The 19,555-nt window shown below is 66.3% G+C and carries 16 protein-coding genes; 12 read left to right on the top strand and 4 right to left on the bottom strand.

Annotated elements, in window-relative coordinates; translation table 11 throughout:
- The first annotated feature begins 70 nt into the window (after positions 1 to 70).
- A complete protein-coding gene (locus WI697_RS06145) occupies positions 71 to 703 on the top strand; it encodes a hypothetical protein (RefSeq protein ID WP_345957817.1) in 633 nt (210 codons plus the stop codon).
- A 10-nt stretch (positions 704 to 713) separates the two neighbouring features.
- Positions 714 to 1,178, top strand: coding sequence for a hypothetical protein (locus tag WI697_RS06140; RefSeq protein ID WP_345957816.1), 465 nt, complete (start codon positions 714 to 716; stop codon positions 1,176 to 1,178).
- Here the strand turns inward: WI697_RS06140 and WI697_RS06135 are convergent.
- Together WI697_RS06135 and WI697_RS06130 are read right to left on the bottom strand one after the other, a co-directional pair.
- Positions 1,166 to 1,747: an AAA family ATPase gene (locus tag WI697_RS06135; RefSeq protein WP_062769144.1), complete on the bottom strand. Its 582-nt coding sequence runs from the start codon at positions 1,745 to 1,747 to the stop codon at positions 1,166 to 1,168. The genes WI697_RS06140 and WI697_RS06135 overlap by 13 nt on opposite strands.
- Entirely contained in the window at positions 1,744 to 1,932 is a 189-nt protein-coding gene (locus tag WI697_RS06130) for a hypothetical protein (protein WP_062769147.1), read from the bottom strand. The genes WI697_RS06135 and WI697_RS06130 overlap by 4 nt, the downstream gene beginning before the upstream one ends.
- A 427-nt stretch (positions 1,933 to 2,359) precedes the next feature.
- Here WI697_RS06130 and WI697_RS06125 point away from each other — a divergent pair, with 427 nt between their 5' ends.
- The 5 genes from WI697_RS06125 (at position 2,360) to WI697_RS06105 (ending at position 10,106) form a co-directional block, all read left to right on the top strand.
- Complete coding sequence (locus WI697_RS06125; RefSeq protein ID WP_082828843.1) at positions 2,360 to 4,090, top strand: long-chain-fatty-acid--CoA ligase; 1,731 nt, start codon at positions 2,360 to 2,362, stop codon at positions 4,088 to 4,090.
- 160 nt (positions 4,091 to 4,250) lie between these two features.
- Positions 4,251 to 4,643, top strand: a complete 393-nt coding sequence (locus tag WI697_RS06120; RefSeq protein WP_014748384.1) for a MerR family transcriptional regulator — start codon at positions 4,251 to 4,253, stop codon at positions 4,641 to 4,643.
- A 128-nt stretch (positions 4,644 to 4,771) separates the two neighbouring features.
- Positions 4,772 to 5,911, top strand: coding sequence for a thiolase family protein (locus tag WI697_RS06115; RefSeq protein WP_014748383.1), 1,140 nt, complete (start codon positions 4,772 to 4,774; stop codon positions 5,909 to 5,911).
- A gap of 45 nt (positions 5,912 to 5,956) precedes the next feature.
- Complete coding sequence (locus WI697_RS06110; protein WP_345957815.1) at positions 5,957 to 8,290, top strand: 3-hydroxyacyl-CoA dehydrogenase/enoyl-CoA hydratase family protein; 2,334 nt, start codon at positions 5,957 to 5,959, stop codon at positions 8,288 to 8,290.
- Between the two features lie 25 nt (positions 8,291 to 8,315).
- Positions 8,316 to 10,106: an acyl-CoA dehydrogenase C-terminal domain-containing protein gene (locus WI697_RS06105; protein WP_345957814.1), complete on the top strand. Its 1,791-nt coding sequence runs from the start codon at positions 8,316 to 8,318 to the stop codon at positions 10,104 to 10,106.
- 78 nt (positions 10,107 to 10,184) lie between these two features.
- Here the strand turns inward: WI697_RS06105 and WI697_RS06100 are convergent, their stop codons facing one another.
- Positions 10,185 to 11,996 (bottom strand): hypothetical protein, encoded by a 1,812-nt coding sequence (locus tag WI697_RS06100; RefSeq protein ID WP_345957813.1) that lies wholly within the window; start codon positions 11,994 to 11,996, stop codon positions 10,185 to 10,187.
- A gap of 404 nt (positions 11,997 to 12,400) precedes the next feature.
- On the opposite strand from WI697_RS06100, the gene WI697_RS06095 reads away from it, so the two are divergent.
- On the top strand, positions 12,401 to 13,021 hold the full coding sequence (locus tag WI697_RS06095; protein ID WP_345957812.1) for a 2OG-Fe(II) oxygenase family protein: 621 nt from the start codon (positions 12,401 to 12,403) through the stop codon (positions 13,019 to 13,021).
- Between the two features lie 21 nt (positions 13,022 to 13,042).
- On the opposite strand, the gene WI697_RS06090 is transcribed toward WI697_RS06095, so the two are convergent.
- Positions 13,043 to 13,399, bottom strand: coding sequence for a hypothetical protein (locus WI697_RS06090; RefSeq protein WP_345957811.1), 357 nt, complete (start codon positions 13,397 to 13,399; stop codon positions 13,043 to 13,045).
- An 83-nt stretch (positions 13,400 to 13,482) separates the two neighbouring features.
- Here WI697_RS06090 and WI697_RS06085 point away from each other — a divergent pair, with 83 nt between their 5' ends.
- The 4 genes from WI697_RS06085 (at position 13,483) to WI697_RS06070 (ending at position 19,553) form a co-directional block, all read left to right on the top strand.
- Positions 13,483 to 14,682, top strand: coding sequence for an adenylate/guanylate cyclase domain-containing protein (locus tag WI697_RS06085; RefSeq protein WP_345957810.1), 1,200 nt, complete (start codon positions 13,483 to 13,485; stop codon positions 14,680 to 14,682).
- Positions 14,683 to 14,941: 259 nt separating this feature from the next.
- Positions 14,942 to 16,957, top strand: coding sequence for a DUF2849 domain-containing protein (locus WI697_RS06080; RefSeq protein ID WP_345957809.1), 2,016 nt, complete (start codon positions 14,942 to 14,944; stop codon positions 16,955 to 16,957).
- Positions 16,941 to 17,441: a DUF934 domain-containing protein gene (locus tag WI697_RS06075; protein WP_296716520.1), complete on the top strand. Its 501-nt coding sequence runs from the start codon at positions 16,941 to 16,943 to the stop codon at positions 17,439 to 17,441. The genes WI697_RS06080 and WI697_RS06075 overlap by 17 nt, the downstream gene beginning before the upstream one ends.
- Before the next feature lie 150 nt (positions 17,442 to 17,591).
- Positions 17,592 to 19,553, top strand: coding sequence for an asparagine synthetase B family protein (locus tag WI697_RS06070; RefSeq protein ID WP_062769173.1), 1,962 nt, complete (start codon positions 17,592 to 17,594; stop codon positions 19,551 to 19,553).
- The last annotated feature ends 2 nt before the right edge of the window (positions 19,554 to 19,555 follow it).

Here is a 19,555-nt window from a genome sequence, read left to right as displayed (position 1 = left end):
GCGGGCTGGCGCTGCGTCGGCGTCGCCCGCTTCCCCGCCTTCTCTTCTCCTGCGCCATGAGGATCCGCCCGTGCAGATCGCCCGCCGCCTGCTGGTTCTGGCGCTTGCCGCCGCCCTTCCGATGACCGCGGTCGTGGCCGCCCCCCGCGCCGCGCATGCCGCCGGGGAGGCAGCTGTCGCCGAGGACGGTCCCTTGACCGGCGAGGTGGTGAGCCGCTGGCTCGACAGCTGGCAGGCGTTCACGGCCTGGTCGGGGGCTCTGCCGCCGGATCGGCGCGCGGAGATCGGCCAGGCGATCCGCGATCATCGGGCGGCGACGCCGACGCAGCCGGGCCGGGATCTTGCGGCGATGACCGCCGCGATCGAGGGCATGCCGGAATGGCACGAGGCCTCGGCCATGATGATGAAGCGCGGTTTTGCCGATCTCGCTGCCTGGGCCGCGACCGGCGATCGGATCATGCAGGCTTATCTGACGCTCGATTACGACAGCCCGGCATCGGTTGCCGCCCGGGCCGAGCGTGATGCCCTGAGAACGCGGATCCGCGACAGCGACCAGCTGACCGACGCCCAGAAGCAGCAGCTGCTGCAGAGCTACGGCCCGTCGGAAGAGATGAACCGCCCGGTGATGGCGATCCCCGCGGCCGAGCTGGAGGCGATGCGCCCCCATATGGAGCGGCTGCGTGCGCTCCAACCCCAGGGATAACGGCAGTCGGATGACCACCGCCCTGCGCCGCATCCTTGGCCTCGTCATAGCCGCCTATGGCGCCTATGCGGCTTTTCTGCTGGTCGAGGTGCTGGATTTCCTGGCCCTGCTGCGTGCCCCGCCTCGGGGGATGCATGCGACCTACGACATCGTCGACGTCGCCTTTTTCATGGTCGAGTTCATCGTCTGCGGCCTGCTCGCCTTGGTCTTCCTCACCCTCAGACTGGCGGGGCGCCCCGGCTGGCCGCTGGCGGCAGCCTGCGCCGCTCTGACGCTGGGCCGGGCCTGCCTCGGCTGGTATCTCTATATTCATATCGGCCCCGCCGAACAGATCACCCCCTTCATCTACAAGGACGCCAATGCCTTCAGCGGCATGGCGCGGATGATCGTCGTGCCCGGGCAGGTGATGCTTGGGGTGGTTGCAACAGTGATCGGGGCGCGTCGCCCAAGGTCTGCGGGCGATCAGCGCCTGTAACCTGTCACGATGTCTGCTGCCCAGCGCGGCAGGTCAGGGCTTGCGAAGCGAAGGTGTCGGCCTTCCGTGCGAAGGATAAGGCGCCACCGATCTCGGGAGTTGTCGAACAGCCAGAGCCTGTCCACCAGCGGCAGGGCCCTGTGGAGGTTCGCCATGCTTCGGTCGAAACGTCTGAGGATATCTGCGGGCGGTATGTCATGGCCACCCGCGGAAACACGTGCCGCGACGCGCGCCAATGACAGGCCCACATCGTCCAGACCGACATAGACGAGGCTGGTTTTGTAGCCGACGTCTCTTGCCGTCGTCAGAAGGCGGAGAGGGGCCTGTCCGGTCAGTGTCGTCTCGACGGCAAAGCTTCGGCGCTCGGCCAGATAAAGGCGCTGCTCCTTCAGGGCCACTCTGCCGGCGCGTGCCGCCTGGTCTGCGGTGAAGCGGCCGCCGCCCGCAAGATTCGCAGCAATGGTGTCAGGATTGATGACGTGCAACCGCGTCAAAAGAGAGATGTAACGGCGCGTCAGGCTCGATTTGCCGGCGCCGTTGGGGCCGGCGATCACCCACAGGCGAGTCACGCTGCCGACAGCTCCCCGATCAGGGTTTCCCGGCCGGTTTCAAAGCTCACCAGTTCCCTGCGGCCGTCAGGATACTGTTTGATGACCTGCCGCGGTGGAAGGTCGGAGGTTCTGTAGTAGATCGGGCGCCCGGCAGCGAGGTGTCCGGCAGCCTCTGAGCTGTCCTCGCCTGCCTCGTCCAGCATCCGCGCCAGAGTATCCTCCGGTGCTGTCGACATATTTCTGTTCCCCCGGGATCGTGCCGTATGCCACCGATGATCCCGTGAAACTGGGCCGCCTGTCATGCGCTTTCAATCCCCGACGTTGCCCCGATCCGATTGACAATCCTCCCGATCGTTCCGACCTGTCTTGAGACATGATTCCGGGTATTGTAACTCTGGGTTGAGGGCAGACCCATGGTTGCGTCCGGGCATATGCGGCTGGCAAAGAATCCGGCGCCGGTTCGCGGCGTGACTGTTGATCCGGGGCGCGTGTCCTGGGATAGTCGAACGGCCGGTTGACGTATACGGAAACCGGTTTTGCCGTTGGGGGACGGCTCATCAAGGAAGCGGTACGGGGTCCGGGCCGGGCAGGGGCGGGCACCGGGGTCGCGACAAGGTCTCGGGAGGACCAATGACACAGATGATGGGTGCCGGGATCGATCCCGGCGGAGCCGAGCCGGTCTGGTTGCGCAAATATCCTGCCGACGTGAACTGGCGCAAGACGATTTCGCCCGCGCCGCTGACCTCGCTGATGGATCACGCGGTCAAGACCTTCGCCGATCGGCCGGCGGTCGACTTTCTGGGCAAGATCCTGACCTTCGGCGAGATCGGGCGGATGGTCGGCCAGGCCGCGAAGGGGCTGCAGCAGATCGGCGTGAAGCCCGGCGACCGGGTGGGGCTGTTTCTGCCCAACACCCCCTATTCGATCGTCTACTACTATGCGGCGCTGACCATCGGCGCCACGATCGTCAACTTCAACCCGCTTTATGCGCTGCGCGAGATCGAGCATCAGGTCAACGACAGCGGCACCCGGGTGATGGTGACGCTGGACCTGGCGGTGGTCTACGACAAGGTTCACGAGCTGCTGGGCAAGACCTGCCTGGAGCGGATCATCGTCTGCCCCATGGCCGGCGTGCTGCCCTTCCCGAAGAACCTGCTGTTCCCGCTGGTCAAGGGCAAGGAGATCGGCAAGGTCGAGAAGAGCGCCCGGATCGTTCAGCACAAGGCGCTGATGCAGAATGACGGGCGCTATGCCCCGGTTCAGATCGATCCCGAAACCGCGGTGGCGGTGCTGCAATATACCGGCGGGACCACCGGCCTGCCCAAGGGCGCGATGCTGACCCATGCCAATCTGCATGCCAATGCCCGGCAGCTGGAGGCCTGGTTCCCGGATGCGCGGCCAGGGCAGGAGCGCACCATGGTGGTGCTGCCGCTGTTCCATGTCTTCGCCATGACGGTCTGCATGAATTACTCCGTCCTGGCCGGCGCCTGCATGATCATGCTGCCGCGCTTCGAACTGGACCAGGTTCTGGAAACGCTGGCGAAGAAGAAGCCCAGCCTGTTCCCCGGCGTGCCGACCATGTACACGGCCATCGCCCATCATCCGAAGATCCGCGAGTTCGATCTCTCGTCGATCAATTACTGCCTGTCGGGCGGTGCGCCGCTGCCGCTGGAGGTGAAGCAGACCTTCGAAAAGCTGACCGGCTGCACCCTGGTCGAAGGCTATGGTCTGACCGAGACCTCGCCCGTCACCCACTGCAACCCGTTCAACGGCATCAGCAAGGAAGGCTCGATCGGCCTGCCCATGCCGGGCACCACGATCGAGATCGTCGATCTTGAGGATGGCGAGACCGTGCTGCCCCAGGGCAGCCGCGGCGAAATCTGCATCCGCGGGCCCCAGGTGATGGCCGGCTACTGGAACAAGCCGGAAGAGACCGCCAAGACCATGGCCGGCGGCCGGTTGCACACCGGCGATGTCGGCTATCTGGACGAGGACGGCTATGCCTTCATCGTCGACCGGATCAAGGATCTGATCATCGCCGGCGGCTACAACGTCTATCCGCGCATGGTGGAAGAGGCGGTCTATCTGCATGATCTGGTGGAGGAATGCACCGTCATCGGCATTCCCGACGAATATCGCGGCCAGACGGTCAAGGCCTTCGTGAAGCTGAAGGCCGGCGCCCATCTGACCGCGGCCGAACTGACCGCCTTCCTGAAGGAGCGGCTGTCGCCGATCGAGATGCCCAAGCAGATCGAGTTCCGCGACGCCCTGCCCAAGACCCTGATCGGCAAGCTGTCGAAGAAGGAACTGGTGCAGGAGGAGAAGGAGAAATACGAGGCGCGCCGCAAGGCCGCCGGTTGAGCGGCGTGATCCGGAGTTAGTTGACGTTTACGTAAACGTTAACTAACATGCCCGGGTCGGGATGGCACACAGGCGAAGAGCCACGCAGGCGAAGAACCGGGCCCGGGGCAGTGGCACCGCCCCCGAGGCCCGCCGGGCCTGTGCACAAGCGGGGGAGCGCATGCCGGACACCTTCACGATCACCCAGCTGGCCGAGGAGTTCTCGATCACGCCCCGGGCGATCCGGTTCTACGAGGATCAGCACCTCATCAAGCCCGCACGGGAGGGCATGAACCGGGTCTATTCCTATCGTGACCGCGCACGGCTGAAGCTGATCCTGCGCGGCAAGCGGCTGGGATTCAGCCTGGCGGAGATCAAGGAGTTCCTGGACCTCTACGAGGCCGACCGCACCCAGGTGGAGCAGCTGCGCCAGCTGCGCAGTGCGGTCACCGAGCGGATGGAACAGCTCCAGGGCCAGCTGAGCGACCTGATGGTGACCCTCGACGAGCTGCGCGACATCGAGGCCCAGGTGCTGGCGGCGCTGGCCGTCAAGGGCGTCGATGCCGCCGGCTGATTGCCGGATGTCGCCAGAGGCATCGCGGAACCGTCATGGTTCCCGCGCCACCATGTAAGACCACCAGAGAAACCACGCGCGCCGGCGGACCGGCGCACGGGAGAGAAATCCAGGAGCCGAGGGCCCCCATGAAGAGCGTCGTGATCGCGGGCTATGCCCGTTCGCCTTTCCACTTCGCGCGCAAGGGCGCGCTGACCAAGGTCCGTCCGGACGATCTGGCAGCCCAGGTGGTCAAGAGCCTGGTCGAGCGGAGCGGCATCGATCCCGAGACGATCGAAGACCTGATTCTGGGCTGCGCCTTCCCCGAGGGTGAGCAGGGTTTCAATGCCGCCCGTCTGATCGGCCTGCTGGCCGGCCTGCCCCAGTCGGTGGCGGGTGCGACGGTCAACCGCTTCTGCGGCTCGTCGATGCAGTCGGTGCACATGGCGGCGGGCGCCATCCAGCTGGGTGCGGGCGAGGCCTTCATCGCGGCCGGCGTCGAATCGATGACCCGCGTGCCGATGATGGGCTTCAACCCGGCGCCGAACCCGGTGCTGGCCGAGATGATGCCCGGCGCCTATATGCCGATGGGCATCACGGCCGAGAACGTCGCCGAAAAGTGGCAGATCAGCCGCGCCGCCCAGGAGGAATTCGCCGTCGCCTCGCATAAGAAGGCGGCTGCGGCGCGCGAGCAGGGCCGGTTCGCCGACGAGATCGTCGCGATCACCCAGAAGAAGGGCCCGGCGGTCGATGCCGACGGCTGCATCCGTCCCGACGCCTCGGTGGAGGGTCTGGCCGGGCTCGACCCCGCCTTCAGGAAGGATGGCGTGGTCACCGCCGGCACCTCGTCGCCGCTCACCGACGGCGCTTCGGCCTGCCTGGTCTGCACCGAAGAATATGCGGCGAAGAACAATCTGACCCCGCTCGCCCGCATCCGCTCGGTGGCCGTTGCCGGCTGCGCGCCCGAGATCATGGGCATCGGCCCGGTGGCGGCCAGCCGCAAGGCGCTGGACCGCGCCGGCGTGAAGGCCGGTGATCTGGACGTGGTGGAGCTGAACGAGGCCTTCGCTTCGCAGGCGCTGGCCTGCATCCAGGATCTGGGCCTCGATCCGGCGCGGGTGAACCTGGATGGCGGCGCCATCGCCCTCGGCCATCCGCTGGGCGCCACCGGCGCCCGCATCACCGGCAAGGCGGCGGCGCTGCTGAAGCGGGAAGGCGGGCGCTATGCGCTGGCCACCCAGTGCATCGGCGGCGGCCAGGGCATCGCCACGGTCCTCGAAGCGCTCTGACGCAGGAACCAGACGGCTTTCCCAAGCGACCGGAGATGCTTTGAGATGACTGCAATCAAGAAGGCGGCCGTGATCGGCGCCGGCGTCATGGGCGCCGGCATCGCGGCCCATATCGCCAATGCCGGCGTGCCGGTGGTGCTGCTCGACATCGTGCCCAAGGGCGCCGAAAACCGGAATGCGCTCGCCGAGGGCGCGGTCCAGAAGATGCTGAAGACCAGGCCCAAAAGCTTCATGCATCCGAGCCGCGCGAAGCTCGTCACCACCGGCAATCTGGAAGACGATCTGGGCCAGCTGGCCGATGTCGACTGGATCGTCGAGGCGGTGATCGAGAATCTCGACATCAAGCGCAAGCTGTATGCGACGCTCGACGAGGTTCGCAAGCCCGGCTCGATCGTGTCGTCGAACACCTCCACCATTCCGCTCGGCCTGCTGGTCGAGGGGCGGTCGGCGGCGTTCAAGAGCGATTTCCTGATCACCCATTTCTTCAACCCGCCGCGCTATATGCGTCTGCTGGAGCTGGTCGCCGGCCCCGAGACCCGTGCGGATGCGGTGGAGGCGATCCGCGCCTTCGGCGACCATGCGCTCGGCAAGGGCGTGGTCGACTGCAAGGACACGCCCGGCTTCATCGCCAACCGCATCGGCACCTTCTGGATGCAGGCAGCGGTGACCGAGGCCATGGACCGCAAGCTCGATGTCGAGGCGGTCGACGCGCTGCTCTCGAAGCCGGTCGGCATCCCCAAGACCGGCGTGTTCGGGCTGATCGATCTGGTCGGTCTCGACCTCATGCCCCATGTCGCCGCCAGCATGAAGGCGACCCTGCCCGCCGATGATGCCTATCACGCCATCTACCGCGACAGCGACCTGTTCCGGAAGATGATCGCCGAGGGCTATACCGGCCGGAAGGGCAAGGGCGGCTTCTACCGCCGGCGCAAGGACGGGGGCCGGACCATTCAGGAGGCGCTCGACCTTGCGACCGGTGAGTACCGGGCGAAGCGCAAGCCCGATCTCGCCAGCATCCGTGCCGGCGCGAAGGATCTGCGCGCCCTGGTCTCGCACGAGGATGCCGGCGGCGCCTATGCCTGGGCGGTGATTTCCTCGGCGCTCTCTTACACCGCCGATCTGGTGGGGGTGATCGCCGACGAGGTGCCGGCGATCGACGAGGCGATGCGCCTCGGCTATGGCTGGAAGTATGGCCCGTTCGAGCTGATCGATCGTATGGGCGCCGGCTGGTTCGCCGACCGGCTGAAGGCCGAGGGCCGCAAGGTGCCCGAGATCCTGGCCGCCGTCGCCGGCAATGGGACCGGCCGCTTCTATCGGATCTCGGATGGCGTGCTCGAATTCTCCACCCGTGACGGCGGCTATGCCCCGGTGCCGGTGCCGGAAGGCGTGCTGCGTCTCTCCGACGTCAAGCGGCGCTCGAAGCGGGTGGACGGCAACGGGTCGGCCAGCCTGTGGGATCTGGGCGACGGCGTGCTCTGCCTCGAATTTCACACCAAGATGAATGCGATCGATCCGGGCGTGCTCGAGATGGTCGCGAAGTCGACCGAGATCGTGCGCGGCGGCTACAAGGCGCTGGTGGTCTATAACGAGGCCGACAACTTCTCGGTCGGCGCCAATGTCGGCCTTGCGCTCTTCGCCTCGAACATCGCCGCCTGGGACATGATCGACGGCATGATCCGCATGGGTCAGGAAGCCTACAAGGCGCTGAAATACGCACCCTTCCCGGTGGTCGGCGCGCCGGCCGGCATGGCGCTGGGCGGCGGCTGCGAGATCCTGCTCCATTGCGACGCCGTCCAGGCCCATGCCGAGACCTATATGGGTCTGGTCGAGGTCGGCGTCGGCGTGGTGCCGGGCTGGGGCGGCTGCAAGGAGCTGCTGTTCCGCTGGATGGCCAACAAGCGTCGTCCGGGCGGCCCGATGCCGGCGGTGGGCCAGGTCTTCGAAATGGTCTCGACCGCGAAGGTGTCGGAAAGCGCCGAGGAGGCGCGCGACATGCTGCTGCTGCTCGACCGCGACCGGATCACCATGAACCGCGACCGGGTGCTGGCCGATGCCAAGGCCCGCGCGCTGGAACTGGCCGAGGGCTACCAGAAGCCCGAGGCTGCCGAAATCTCGCTGCCCGGCCCCTCGGCGCGGGTGGCGCTGGAGATGGCGGTGGACGGTTTCTTCCAGCAGGGCAAGGCCACGCCGCATGACGTGGTGGTCTCGGGCGCGCTCGCCCGGGTGCTGTCCGGCGGCGACACCGACATCACCGAGACGCTGCGCGAGGATGATGTCACCCGGCTGGAGCGCGAGGCCTTCATCTCGCTTCTGAAGACGCCTGCGACGCTGGCCCGGATCGAGCACATGCTCGAAACCGGCAAGCCGCTGCGCAACTGAGCCCTGCGGAGAGGAGACCGATCCCATGGCCGCAACCTACAAGGCACCGCTGCGCGACATCCGCTTCGTGCTGCATGACGTGCTCGACGTCTCGCGGATTTCCAACCTGCCGGGTTACGAGGACGCCACCCCCGACATCTTCGATGCCGTGCTCGAAGAGGCGGCGAAGATGTGCGAGAACGAGCTGTTCCCGCTCAACCGCCCGGGCGACGAGGAAGGCTGCACCTTCGAGAACGGCGTGGTGCGCACGCCCCGTGGCTTCAAGGAAGCCTATGCGACCTTCATCGAAGGTGGCTGGACGGCGCTTGCCACCCATCCCGAATATGGCGGGCAGGGTCTGCCCAAGACGCTGAACTTCGTGGTCGAGGAGATGATCTGCTCGGCCAACCTCGCCTTCGGCATGTATCCGGGCCTGTCGGCCGGCGCCTACAACGCCATCGCCGCCCATGCCTCGGACGAGCTGAAGGCGCGCTATCTGCCCAAGCTCTCCGACGGCACCTGGTCGGGCACCATGTGCCTGACCGAGCCGCATTGCGGCACCGATCTGGGGCTGATCCGCACCAGGGCGGTGCCGGCCGACGACGGCAGCTTCCGCATCACCGGTACCAAGATCTTCATCTCGGCCGGCGAGCACGATCTGACCGAGAACATCATCCATCTGGTGCTGGCCAAGCTGCCGGATGCGCCCGAAGGCACCCGCGGCATCAGCCTGTTCCTGGTGCCGAAATTCATCCCCGACGCCAATGGTGCACCGGCGGAGCGCAATGGCGTCGCCTGCGGCGCCATCGAGCACAAGATGGGCATCAAGGCCTCGGCGACCTGCGTGCTCAACTTCGACGACGCGATCGGCTGGATGGTGGGGGAGCCCCATCGCGGCCTGCAGGCGATGTTCACCATGATGAATGTCGCGCGGCTTGCCGTCGGCATGCAGGGGCTGGGCATCGGCGAGGCGGCCTATCAGGGCGCGGTCGCCTATGCGCTGGACCGCACCGCCGGCCGGGCGCTGACCGGCACCAAATATCCGGACCGGTCGGCCGACCCGATCGTGGTTCATCCGGATGTCCGCCGGAACCTGATGACCATGCGCGCGCTGAACGAGGGCGCGCGGGCGCTGTCCTACTGGATCGGCACCGAGATCGACGTGTCGCATCACCACCCCGATCCGGCGGTGCGGCAGGAGGCGGATGATCTGGTCCAGCTGATGACCCCGATCATCAAGGCCTTCCTCACGGACCTCGGCTTCGACAACGCCAATCGCGGCGTGCAGATCTATGGCGGCCACGGCTACATCCGTGAGCATGGCATGGAACAGTATGTCCGCGACGCCCGCATCACCCAGCTTTACGAGGGCACCAACGGCATCCAGGCCATGGATCTGGTCGGCCGCAAGCTCTCGGCCGGGATGGGCCGGCTGCTGCGCCGCTTCTTCCATCCGGCCGATGCCTATATCGCGGCGAAGAAGTCGGATCCGGCGCTGAAGGAGTTCATCGGCCCCTTCGCAAAGGCCTTCCAGCGCCTGCAGCAGGCGACGGCCGGTCTGGCGCAGAAGGCCATGGCCAATCCCGACGAGGCGGGGGCTGCGGCCTCGCCCTATCTGCGCATGTTCGCGCTGGTCGCGCTCGCCTTCATGTGGGCGAAGATGGCCGAGGTGGCAACCGTGAAGATCTCCGCCGGCGAGGATGTCGACTTCCACCAGCGCAAGCTCAAGACCGCCCGCTTCTTCATGGAGCAGGTGCTGCCAGAGCATCTGGCCGCCTTCGCGGTGGCCATGGCCGGGGCGAAGACCGTGATGGCGATGGCCGACGACGAGTTCTGATCGTCACCATCGGCGTTTCGACAGACGACACCCCCGCCGGGAGACCGGCGGGGGTGTCGTCGTCTGTGGGATCCGCGATTACGGATGCTTGAACGAGGGCAGGCGGCTCAGCCGATCGGTATAGAAGGCCCGGGCATCCGACGCGCTCTCAGGCTCGGGCGTATCCGGCTTCAGGCTCAACGGATTGCCGCCGATGATGAAGCTGAAATCGGTCCCGCCGACCTGGGCATTGCCGTGGCAGCCCATGCAGCCACCCATCTGATAGGTGGTGAAGGACGTGTTTCCGGGGTTGCGGATGTACACGTTCTGGAAGTTCTGCTGCGTGCCGCCCTCCGGATAGGTGGTGGGCGCATTGTCGGCGGCGATGCGGCCGTTGAACTGCTGCAGGGTGTAGTCGGTCTCGACCGTGATATTGGCCTGATAGAAGGCGCTGCGCAGCTTGGGGCTGATGAAGTTGGTGTTGTTGAAGGGCAGGGCCTCTGAACGATTGAAGGGGATCACCTGCACATTGACCAGTTTGTAGTTCAGCCAGGGCGCCGACGAGAGGCCCTTGCCGGCAATGTACGAGCGGATGCTGTTCTGGAAATTGGTGTTGATCTGCTGGAGCGTATAGTTGATCGGCTCGTAGCGGGTGTTGACGCAGAGATTGCCACCGACCGGCGTGCCCGGCTGAACCGACGGATCGCCCGGCGGCAGTTCCTGGAAATACAGCCGGTTCTGCGGGGTGTTGCAGAACTGGTTGCCGCCGAGCGGAACCACGAAGGGATGCGTCGGATTGTCCTGATAGGCGAGATAAGGCGTGGTTGGCGTGGCGCCCACCGGCGGCTGGACGATATTGCCGCTCGCATCCTCGATCGGGCTGCCGTCGGGCTGCAGGATGTTGTCGGCCTGCTCGAAGGTCGCGAAGATGAAATGGGGTGCGCTCGGCGTTTTCTGGATGATGTGGAGCGCGACCAGCGCCCATTTGGCTTCCCACCAGCACGGATTGCCGTTGGGGCCGGGTTCATAATAGCGCACCGTGTTGGTGTGGTAGCGGGTCGGATCTTCCTTGCCCGCGACCAGCGGCCGCCAGGCGGATTTGACCTCGATGGTGCCGGCCGGCAGGGTCACGACCTGGTTTTCGGGCGCCGGCTTGCCGGCCGCCAGCCCCGCCTTCCAGGTGGCGATGCGCTGCTCCAGCGGCGTGGTGCCGTCGGTGCCGATATACCAGAGCCGGTTGCTGACGACATAGTCGAACTCGCTCTGGTTGGCCTTGGCCAGATAGCGGATCAGTGACGGTGCGCTGTTCGGGCTGGCGGGCGGCGTGCCGTCCAGAATGCCGGCATGCATGGTGGCAAGGCCGATCTGGCTGGTCTCGTCCAGATTGATCCAGGCCGGCTGGGCCACGGCTGGCTGGCCGGGGCAGGCGGGCACCTGGCCGCCGGCACCGAAGATCGCCGGCGAATAGACATAGGATGGCGGCGTGCTGTACCCCCAGGGATCATTGGTGCCGGGCGGTACCCCATGGGGCGGGTCGTTCGGCGAATTACTGCCCGGGAAGATCTCGATCTTGTGGCGATAGGTTTCCCAGACCAGCGGGCCGGCATTGGGGTCGCCGAAGGTTGCGGCCGGGTCGGGGGTGTCGCGCACCACCTGGCCGTTCTGTTTCAGGGCCGGCCAGTTGAGGGCGATGAACTCCTGCCAGGCGAAATAGGCGGCATCGACCAGATTGGCCTGGGCCGCCCCGCCGTTCACATCGGCGGGCGGGGTGGGCGACAGGCTGTCGGCTTGAAGCGGCGGCAGGGTGACGACGGTTGATGCCGCCGCCGGTGCATAGGTGGTCGTCTGCGCCAGCGCCGCGCTGCTGCAGAGCAGCGGCAGGGCGCAGGCGACGAAGCGGGCTGTCTTCATGGCGGCTCGTCCTGTTGTGTCGTTGGCGCCGACCAGAATATTCCCTCAAAAGTTTATCAGCGATTCAATTGTTCTATTTTTGATCAATTTTGCATCACCCCAAGGACGAAAGGCAGACGAAATTTACTTCACAAATATGTATTAAGTGTGATCGATGTACATTTTTCTCCACATAGCAGGAAATCGCATGTTCTGTCCCGATCTGTGATGAAAATCTCAGACAGGCGTCAGGATTCTGAGTCATGAGTCCAAAAGAAGAGACCGCTCTTCGGGACTATGTATTTGTGACAACTGTCATGTTCCCCGGGGCAGGCAGGAAGGTGGGTATGTGCCGTCGATCACACCTTCTTGTCTGTCTCTGGTGCCTTCTTGTCTGTCTCTGGTGATTATGGAAGGACCTGTCGATGATGCCCGCTCCGCACCGCCCGCCGCTCACCCGGCCGGCACCGCCACCCCAACCGGCCTTCGTCGATGCCTTTCCCCAGGCCCTTCCGGACGCGCTCTGCGATCAGCTGATCGCCCGTTTCGAACGGGACGAGGGCCGCTTCGCCAGCCGCACCGCCGCCGGGCAGAGTGCCAATCGCAGCGGCGTGATGGCCTCGATGGAAGGGCCGCATTGGGACGACCTGATGGCGCCGGTGGAAGCGGCGCTCTACAAGGCTCTCGGCGCCTATGCGCAGAAATACCAGTCCGTGATGCGGATGGCCGACCCGTCGAACCACCGGATGAGCGTGCCGATCATCGAGAAGATCGAACCCGGCCAGGGCTTCGGCTGGCATATCGATGCCGGCCCGCGCGACACCTATGACCGCTTCGTCTCGGCGCTCTGCTATCTGCGCACGGTGGAAGAGGGCGGGCACACCGAATTCCCGTATCAGCAGGTCGCGATCAAGCCGACCAAGGGCCTGCTGGTCCTGTTCCCGCCCTTCTGGACCCATCTCCACCGCGGCGCCCCGCCGGTGCGCGGGGTGAAGTACAATCTGACCTGCTTCTTTCTGCGCACGCCGGAGTGGCGGGTCGCCTGACGCCGGTCGCCGGCCGGAAGGTCACCCCGGCACGGCCGGAATGTCGATCCTGAGATCCGGTTCGTCATGGATGAAGGTCAGCTGGAAACTGGCCGAGACCTCGCGGTCGGGATCATGGCCGGCGGCAATGGCCGCATCCAGGGCGGCGGCGGCTTCGTCGGTCAGGGCGAGGTTGAGATCGGCCAGCCGGCTGCGGAGCGGCGCCAGACCGCCCGCGGGCAGCGTGAAACGCAGCGTGGTCATCTTGTTCGAGAACTGGTTGTGGCCGTCGATCCAGCCCCCGGCGGCGCCCACGGCATCGGCGACCTGACCCGTCGCCAGATGGCGGTCGCGGCGCGTGACGGTTGCAAGACGCAGGAAGAGGAGGCGTTGCGACATCGGCCGGCTCCGCGCATGGTATCACCCGACAGCCAGTCTATATCAGGCGGTCAGGATGTGGAGCTTTGCGAAAGAGGCCGGGCATGGCGATCGACGTCGGAGATATCTGCCGCTGGATCCTGGACACCGGCCTTGCCGGAGACGGTGAGCAGGCGCTGCTGAACGGCACGGCCGAGCGGTTGCGGGCGGCGGGGGTGCCGTTGACCCGCGCCAACATGGTCTGCGACACCCTGCACCCGATCCTTGAAGGACATGCCTTTCGCTGGCGCTCCGGCGAGGAAGAAACGGCGGTGATCGCCTATGGCCGCGATCATGATCCGGACAGCTGGGCGGGCAGCCCGTTCAATCATCTGGAGCAGAGCGGCGCGCCGATGCTGCTGCGCCTGCTGTCGCCGGCGACCGATGGCGAATTCAGCTATCTGGCCGAGCTGCGTGCCGAGGGCCAGACCGGCTATCTGGCCACCATCGTCCGCTTCGGCGGCACCGGTGGCGACGGGATCGGCGTGGGCGGCATGGAATGCGTCTACGTCTCGTGGATCACCGATCGTCCGGGCGGCTTCGCCGAGCCGGAGGTGGCGGCGGTGCTGGCGATCATGCCGTCTCTGGGGCTGGCAATGCGCGCGGCCTCGCTGTCCGGCATCGCCCATACCATCGCCCGTACCTATCTGGGCCGCGACGTCGCCCGCCAGGTGATGTCGGGGCGGATCGTGCGCGGGGTCGCCGAAAAGCGCGACGCCGTGCTGTGGTTCAGCGATCTGCGCGACTGGACGCGGATCAGCGGCAGCCTGCCGCCCGACCAGGTGATCCCCTTCCTGAACGACCATGTCGAACCGGTGGTCGCCGCCATCCATGCTGCGGGTGGCGAGGTGCTGAAATTCATGGGCGACGGCATTCTGGCCGTCTTCCCCGCCGACGACCGTCATGCGGCCGCGGAACGGGCGCTGGCCGCCGCCGCTGCGGCCCGGCAGGGCCTCGGCGATCTGGCGCGGATGCGCGAGGGCGCGGACCTGCCCTCCACCGGGCTTTATCTCGCCCTGCATGTGGGCTCGGTTTTCTATGGCAATGTCGGTGGCCCCGACCGGCTGGATTTCACCGTCGTCGGCCCGGCGGTGAACGAGGTCGCCCGCATCGCCGCCATGTGCCGCTCGGTCGATCGCAGCCTGCTGTTGTCGCAGGCCTTCGTCGATGCGCTGGACGGGGCGGACCAGCAGGTCGCCTCGGTCGGCCGCTTCGCGCTCCGTGGCGTCGAGGTGGTTCAGCACCTCTACACCCCGGATGCCTGATTGAACAAATTCTGGGTGTTTTTCCCCCGGGTTTCTACCGGAAGGTTGCTGCCTGGCTCGGGCTGAGCCTATCTCTGGTGAGATTGTCCCGGCATCAATGCAGGCATCACCTTTATTCACATCAGATTGCGTTGCAATTCTCGGTGCGGGCCGTATATATGATCTCCGTGTGTGGATTAAGCCGCGAAACAACAACGTCCTCGCGGATTGCCCCTTCACCGACGGTCCCCGCAGCCGGCGGTGAGCAGGAGTTCGGGTCATGAGCTTGCATGTGATTTCCGCCAACCGCCTGACCGACGGCGTCGCCGTCTGGCTGAACCAGGCCGGTGACTGGGTGGAACGGGTGGATGGTGCCGCCGTCTTCGACCGCGACACGCTGGAGGCCGGGCGCGCGCTTGCGGCCGAAGGTGAGCGTCGCCAGGAGGTCGTCTCGGTGGCCGAGGCGCCGGCCCAGGTGGACGGCGACCGCCCGGTGCCGACCACCCGGCGGGAGAGCATCCGCAGCCGTGGCCCCAGCGTGCGCGCCGATCTGGGCAAGCAGGCGGGGGAGACCGGCTGGCCGCCGGCGCCGCCGGTGACCGACGCCCCCCGGCCGCAGCATCGCGCGACCGCCGGCATCTACAATTACGACGAGCAGGACCGCGCTTTCCTGAAGGATCGCGCCGAGGTCTTCCGCCGTCAGGTGGAGCGTCGCATCGCCGGCGAGCTGACCGAAGAGGAGTTCCGCTCCTTCCGGCTGATGAACGGCCTCTATCTGCAGCTGCACGGCTATATGCTGCGGGTGGCCGTGCCCTATGGCGTGCTGTCGTCGGACCAGATGCGCCAGCTGGCCTATGTCGCCCGGGTCTATGACCGGGGCTATGGCCATTTCACCACCCGGCAGAACATCCAGTTCAACTGGCCGCGGCTGGTCGACACCCCCGACATTCTGGAGGTGCTGGCCGATGCCGACATCCACGCCATCCAGACCAGCGGCAACTGCATTCGCAATGTGACCACCGATCAGTTCGCGGGGGCGGCTGCGGACGAGGTGGTCGATCCGCGCATCTTCGCCGAAATCCTGCGCCAGTGGTCGACCGACCACCCGGAATTCACCTTCCTGCCGCGCAAGTTCAAGATCGCCATCACCGGCAGCCCGAATGACCGCGCGGCCGTGCGGCTGCACGATATCGGCGTGCTGGCGAAGCGCAATGCGGCGGGCGAGATCGGGTTCGAGATCCATGTCGGCGGCGGGCTGGGCCGCACGCCGATCGTGGCGACCAGGGTTGCCGACTGGGTGGCGGTGCCCGATTTCCTGCGCTACATGGAAGCGGTGCTGCGGGTCTATAACGCCCTCGGCCGGCGCGACAATCTCTACAAGGCCCGGATCAAGATCCTGGTCCGCGAGACGAAGCCCGAGCGTTTCCGCGAGATGGTCGAGGAAGAATTCGCGGCGATGGATGCCGAGGGTTACCGGCTTGAGCCCGAGGTGGTCGAGGCGATCGCCGCCCGCTTCATCGACCCGGATTTCGAGACGCTGCCGGCCGTCTCCGACGCCTTCGAGCGCGCGAAAGCCGCAGATCCGGCCTTTGCGGCCTGGGTGCGGACCAACACCAACCCGCACAAGCGGCCGGGCTACATCTCGGCGGTGATCTCGCTGAAGCCGGTGGGCGGCATTCCGGGTGATGCCACCGATGCGCAGATGGACCTGGTCGCCGATCTTGCCGACCGGCACTCCTTCGGCGAGATCCGGGTGGCGCATGAACAGAACCTGGTTCTGCCCCATGTCCGCCAGGACGCGCTGTACGCGCTGTGGCAGGCCCTGCAGGGCACCGGGCTGGAGACCGCCAATATCGGGCTGGTCAGCGACATCATCGCCTGCCCGGGCATGGATTACTGCGCGCTGGCCACCGCCCGCAGCATCCCCGTCGCCCAGCGGATCGCCGAACGTTTCGCCGATCTGGACCGCCAGCACGATATCGGCCGGCTGACGCTGAACATCTCGGGCTGCATCAATGCCTGCGGCCATCACCATATCGGCAATATCGGCATTCTGGGCCTGGACCGCGGCGGCGTCGAAGCCTATCAGATCACGCTGGGCGGTGCGGCGGACGAGCAGGCGGCCGTGGGGCAGATCGTGGGTCCGTCGGTCTCATATGAAGACGTGGTCGACGCGATCGAGACCATCGTCAACGTCCATGTCGCCCGCCGCGAGGCCGGCGAGACCTTCATCGACACCTATCGCCGCATCGGCATCACCCCGTTCAAGGAAGCGCTCTATGGCTCTGCTAAATGATCAGGGGCAGCCGATCGCGGATCGCTGGCAGGTGGCGGCCGAGGGCGAGGCGGTAACCTCGCCCGAGACCATCCTGCCGCTGGCCCGTTTCCTGGCGGCCCGGGCCGGCACGCCCGAGATGGCGGGCGACGAGCTGGCGCGCGGCGTGGCGCTGGGGGCGGATGCCCGGCCCGAGCGGCTGCGCGAGGTGCTGGACCGGATCGATCTGGTGGCGATCGACTTCCCGAAATTCCGCGACGGCCGCGGCTTCACCATCGCCCGCACGCTGCGTGAGCACATGGGCTATGAGGGTGAGATCCGCGCCCGCGGCCATGTTCTGCCCGACCAGTTCGTCATGCTGCTCGATTGCGGCTTCACCACGGTGGAAGCGCCCGAGGATCGGCCGATTGCCCGCTGGGCCGAGTTCCTGGTGCTGCAGCCGCATGGTCCCGAGCCGGCGCGGCCGGTTCAGCTCTTCCGCCGCCTGGTATCCGGGCGCGCCTGACGGCCGTCGGGACTGGAAAGAGAGGATGTGTGACCGGCCCGGAATCGGCTATGATCCGGGCCGGTTCGCATTTCCCGGGACGTATCGCCTCATGAGCCTTCCTGACCCTGCCATCTGCCGTGTTGCCCTCCGGAGCCGGAGGACCCGCGCATGACCGCGCTCGCCGCTTTCTGGCAGGTCGACGGCAACACCGAAGGCGATGCCGCACTCGGCCGGATTCTTGCCGCGCAGGCCATCTACGCCCCGCATGCCCGCCCGGGGGCGGCGAATCAGGTCTGGGGCGACGACCGGATCACCATCGGGCTGCGGCTCAACCCGTCGCTGCCTGAAGACATTTACGACCGCCAGCCGGTGGAAGGCGCCGGCGGCCGCTTCGTCATGGTGGCCGATCTGCGTCTGGACAACCGCGAGGATCTGGCGCAGGAGTTGGGCATCAGCGCCGACCGGCTGAAAACTATGGCTGATTCCGATCTGGCCATGGCGGCGTTCGAGCGCTGGGAACTGGACTGCGTCCACCATTTCTACGGCGACTTCGCCTTCGTCGTCTGGGATACCCGCGAACGCCGCCTGCTGATGGCCCGCGACCATTTGGGCGCCCTGCCGCTGCACTACCACGCCGGAACCCTGCCCGGCGGTGGCCGGTTCTTTGCCGTGGCGAGCATGCCCCGCGGTCTGCTCGCACTGCCCTGGCTGCGCATGGCGCCTGATATGGAGCGGCTCAACGGCTTCCTGGCCCTGCTGCCGGAGCTGGGGACCAATTCCTTCTTCGAGGGCATCGAACGCCTCCTGCCCGGCCACCGCGCCGTGGTGACGGCCGATGGCGGCGTCCGCGCCGAGCGTTGGTGGAACCCCGCGCCGCCGCTTCTTCGCCTGTCCAGCCGTGACGAATATGCCGAGGCCCTGCGCACCGAACTGGACCGGGCGGTGCGCTGCCGGCTGAGGGGCGCGGGCGACCGGGTGGCAACCCATCTGAGTTCCGGGCTCGACAGTTCGTCGGTGACGGCCACGGCCGCGCGTCTGATCGCGCCGGGCCGGGTGACGGCCTATACCTCCACCGTTCGGCCGGGCTATGACGACCGGTTCGTCGATCGTGACCGGATGGCTGATGAATGGCCACTGGCCTCGGCGACTGCCCGGCTGTATCCGAATGTCGATCATGTGCGCGTGATCAACGACGGCACATCACCGATGGAGATGCTGGGCACGAGCTTCGAGTTCATGGACCGTCCGGTTCTCAACCCCTGCAATCATGTCTGGATGCATCAGATCAACGATATGGCCCGGAAGGCCGGGCATCGCGTTGTGCTGTCGGGGCAGATGGGGAATATGAGCCTCAGCTATGACGGCTATACCTTCTATCCCAAGCTGTTCCTGTCCGGGCGCTTCCTGCGCTGGTTCAAGGAGGCGCGCGGCCATGTCCGTGCCGGCGGGCAGTGGCGGTGGCGCGGCATGCTGATGCATTCCATCGGCCCGGCCTTGCCCCCAAGGGTCTGGGTCGGGCTTATGAAGCTGACCGGTCGGAATAACGACCTCGCCAATATTTCCCTGCTGCACCCGGACAAGCGGGCCCGGGCCTTCGAAGCGGCAGAGAGGGCCGGCTTCGACCTCTCCTATCGCCCCAGCCTCGACAGCATCGAATTGCGCCTCAGGGTGTTGCGGCGCTTTGATGGCGGCAATTACCACAAGGGTACGCTGGCCGCCTGGGGGCTGGACAGCCGGGATCCGACCTCGGACATCCGCCTGATCGAGTTTGCGATGCGGGTGCCGGACGAGATCTTTGTCGAGAATGGCGGCGGTCGGGCGCTTGCGCGACGTGCCATGACCGATCGTCTGCCGCGCGAAGTGCTGGCGGAACGTCGCCGTGGCCTGCAGGCGCCGGACTGGCACGAAGCCCTGACGGCCAAACCGGAGCTGCTGGACAGCACGATCGAGGGCATTCTGCGCTCACCGGCTGCCTGCGAAATGCTCGACACTGAACGGTTGAAGAAGCTGCGCGACAACATGGCGACCACGGATCTGCGCAAGCGCGGGGCGATGTTGGCCTATCGTCTGGCCATGCTGCGTGGCACCGCCGTCGGTGATTTCATCCGGCGGGCCTCGGGCGCGAACTGACG

Source organism: Tistrella mobilis, from assembly GCF_039634785.1.
In the GTDB taxonomy this organism is placed as follows: Bacteria; Pseudomonadota; Alphaproteobacteria; order Tistrellales; family Tistrellaceae; genus Tistrella; species Tistrella mobilis.
Note: the sequence above shows the minus strand (reverse complement) of the source record. Positions and strands in the feature narration are given on the sequence as shown.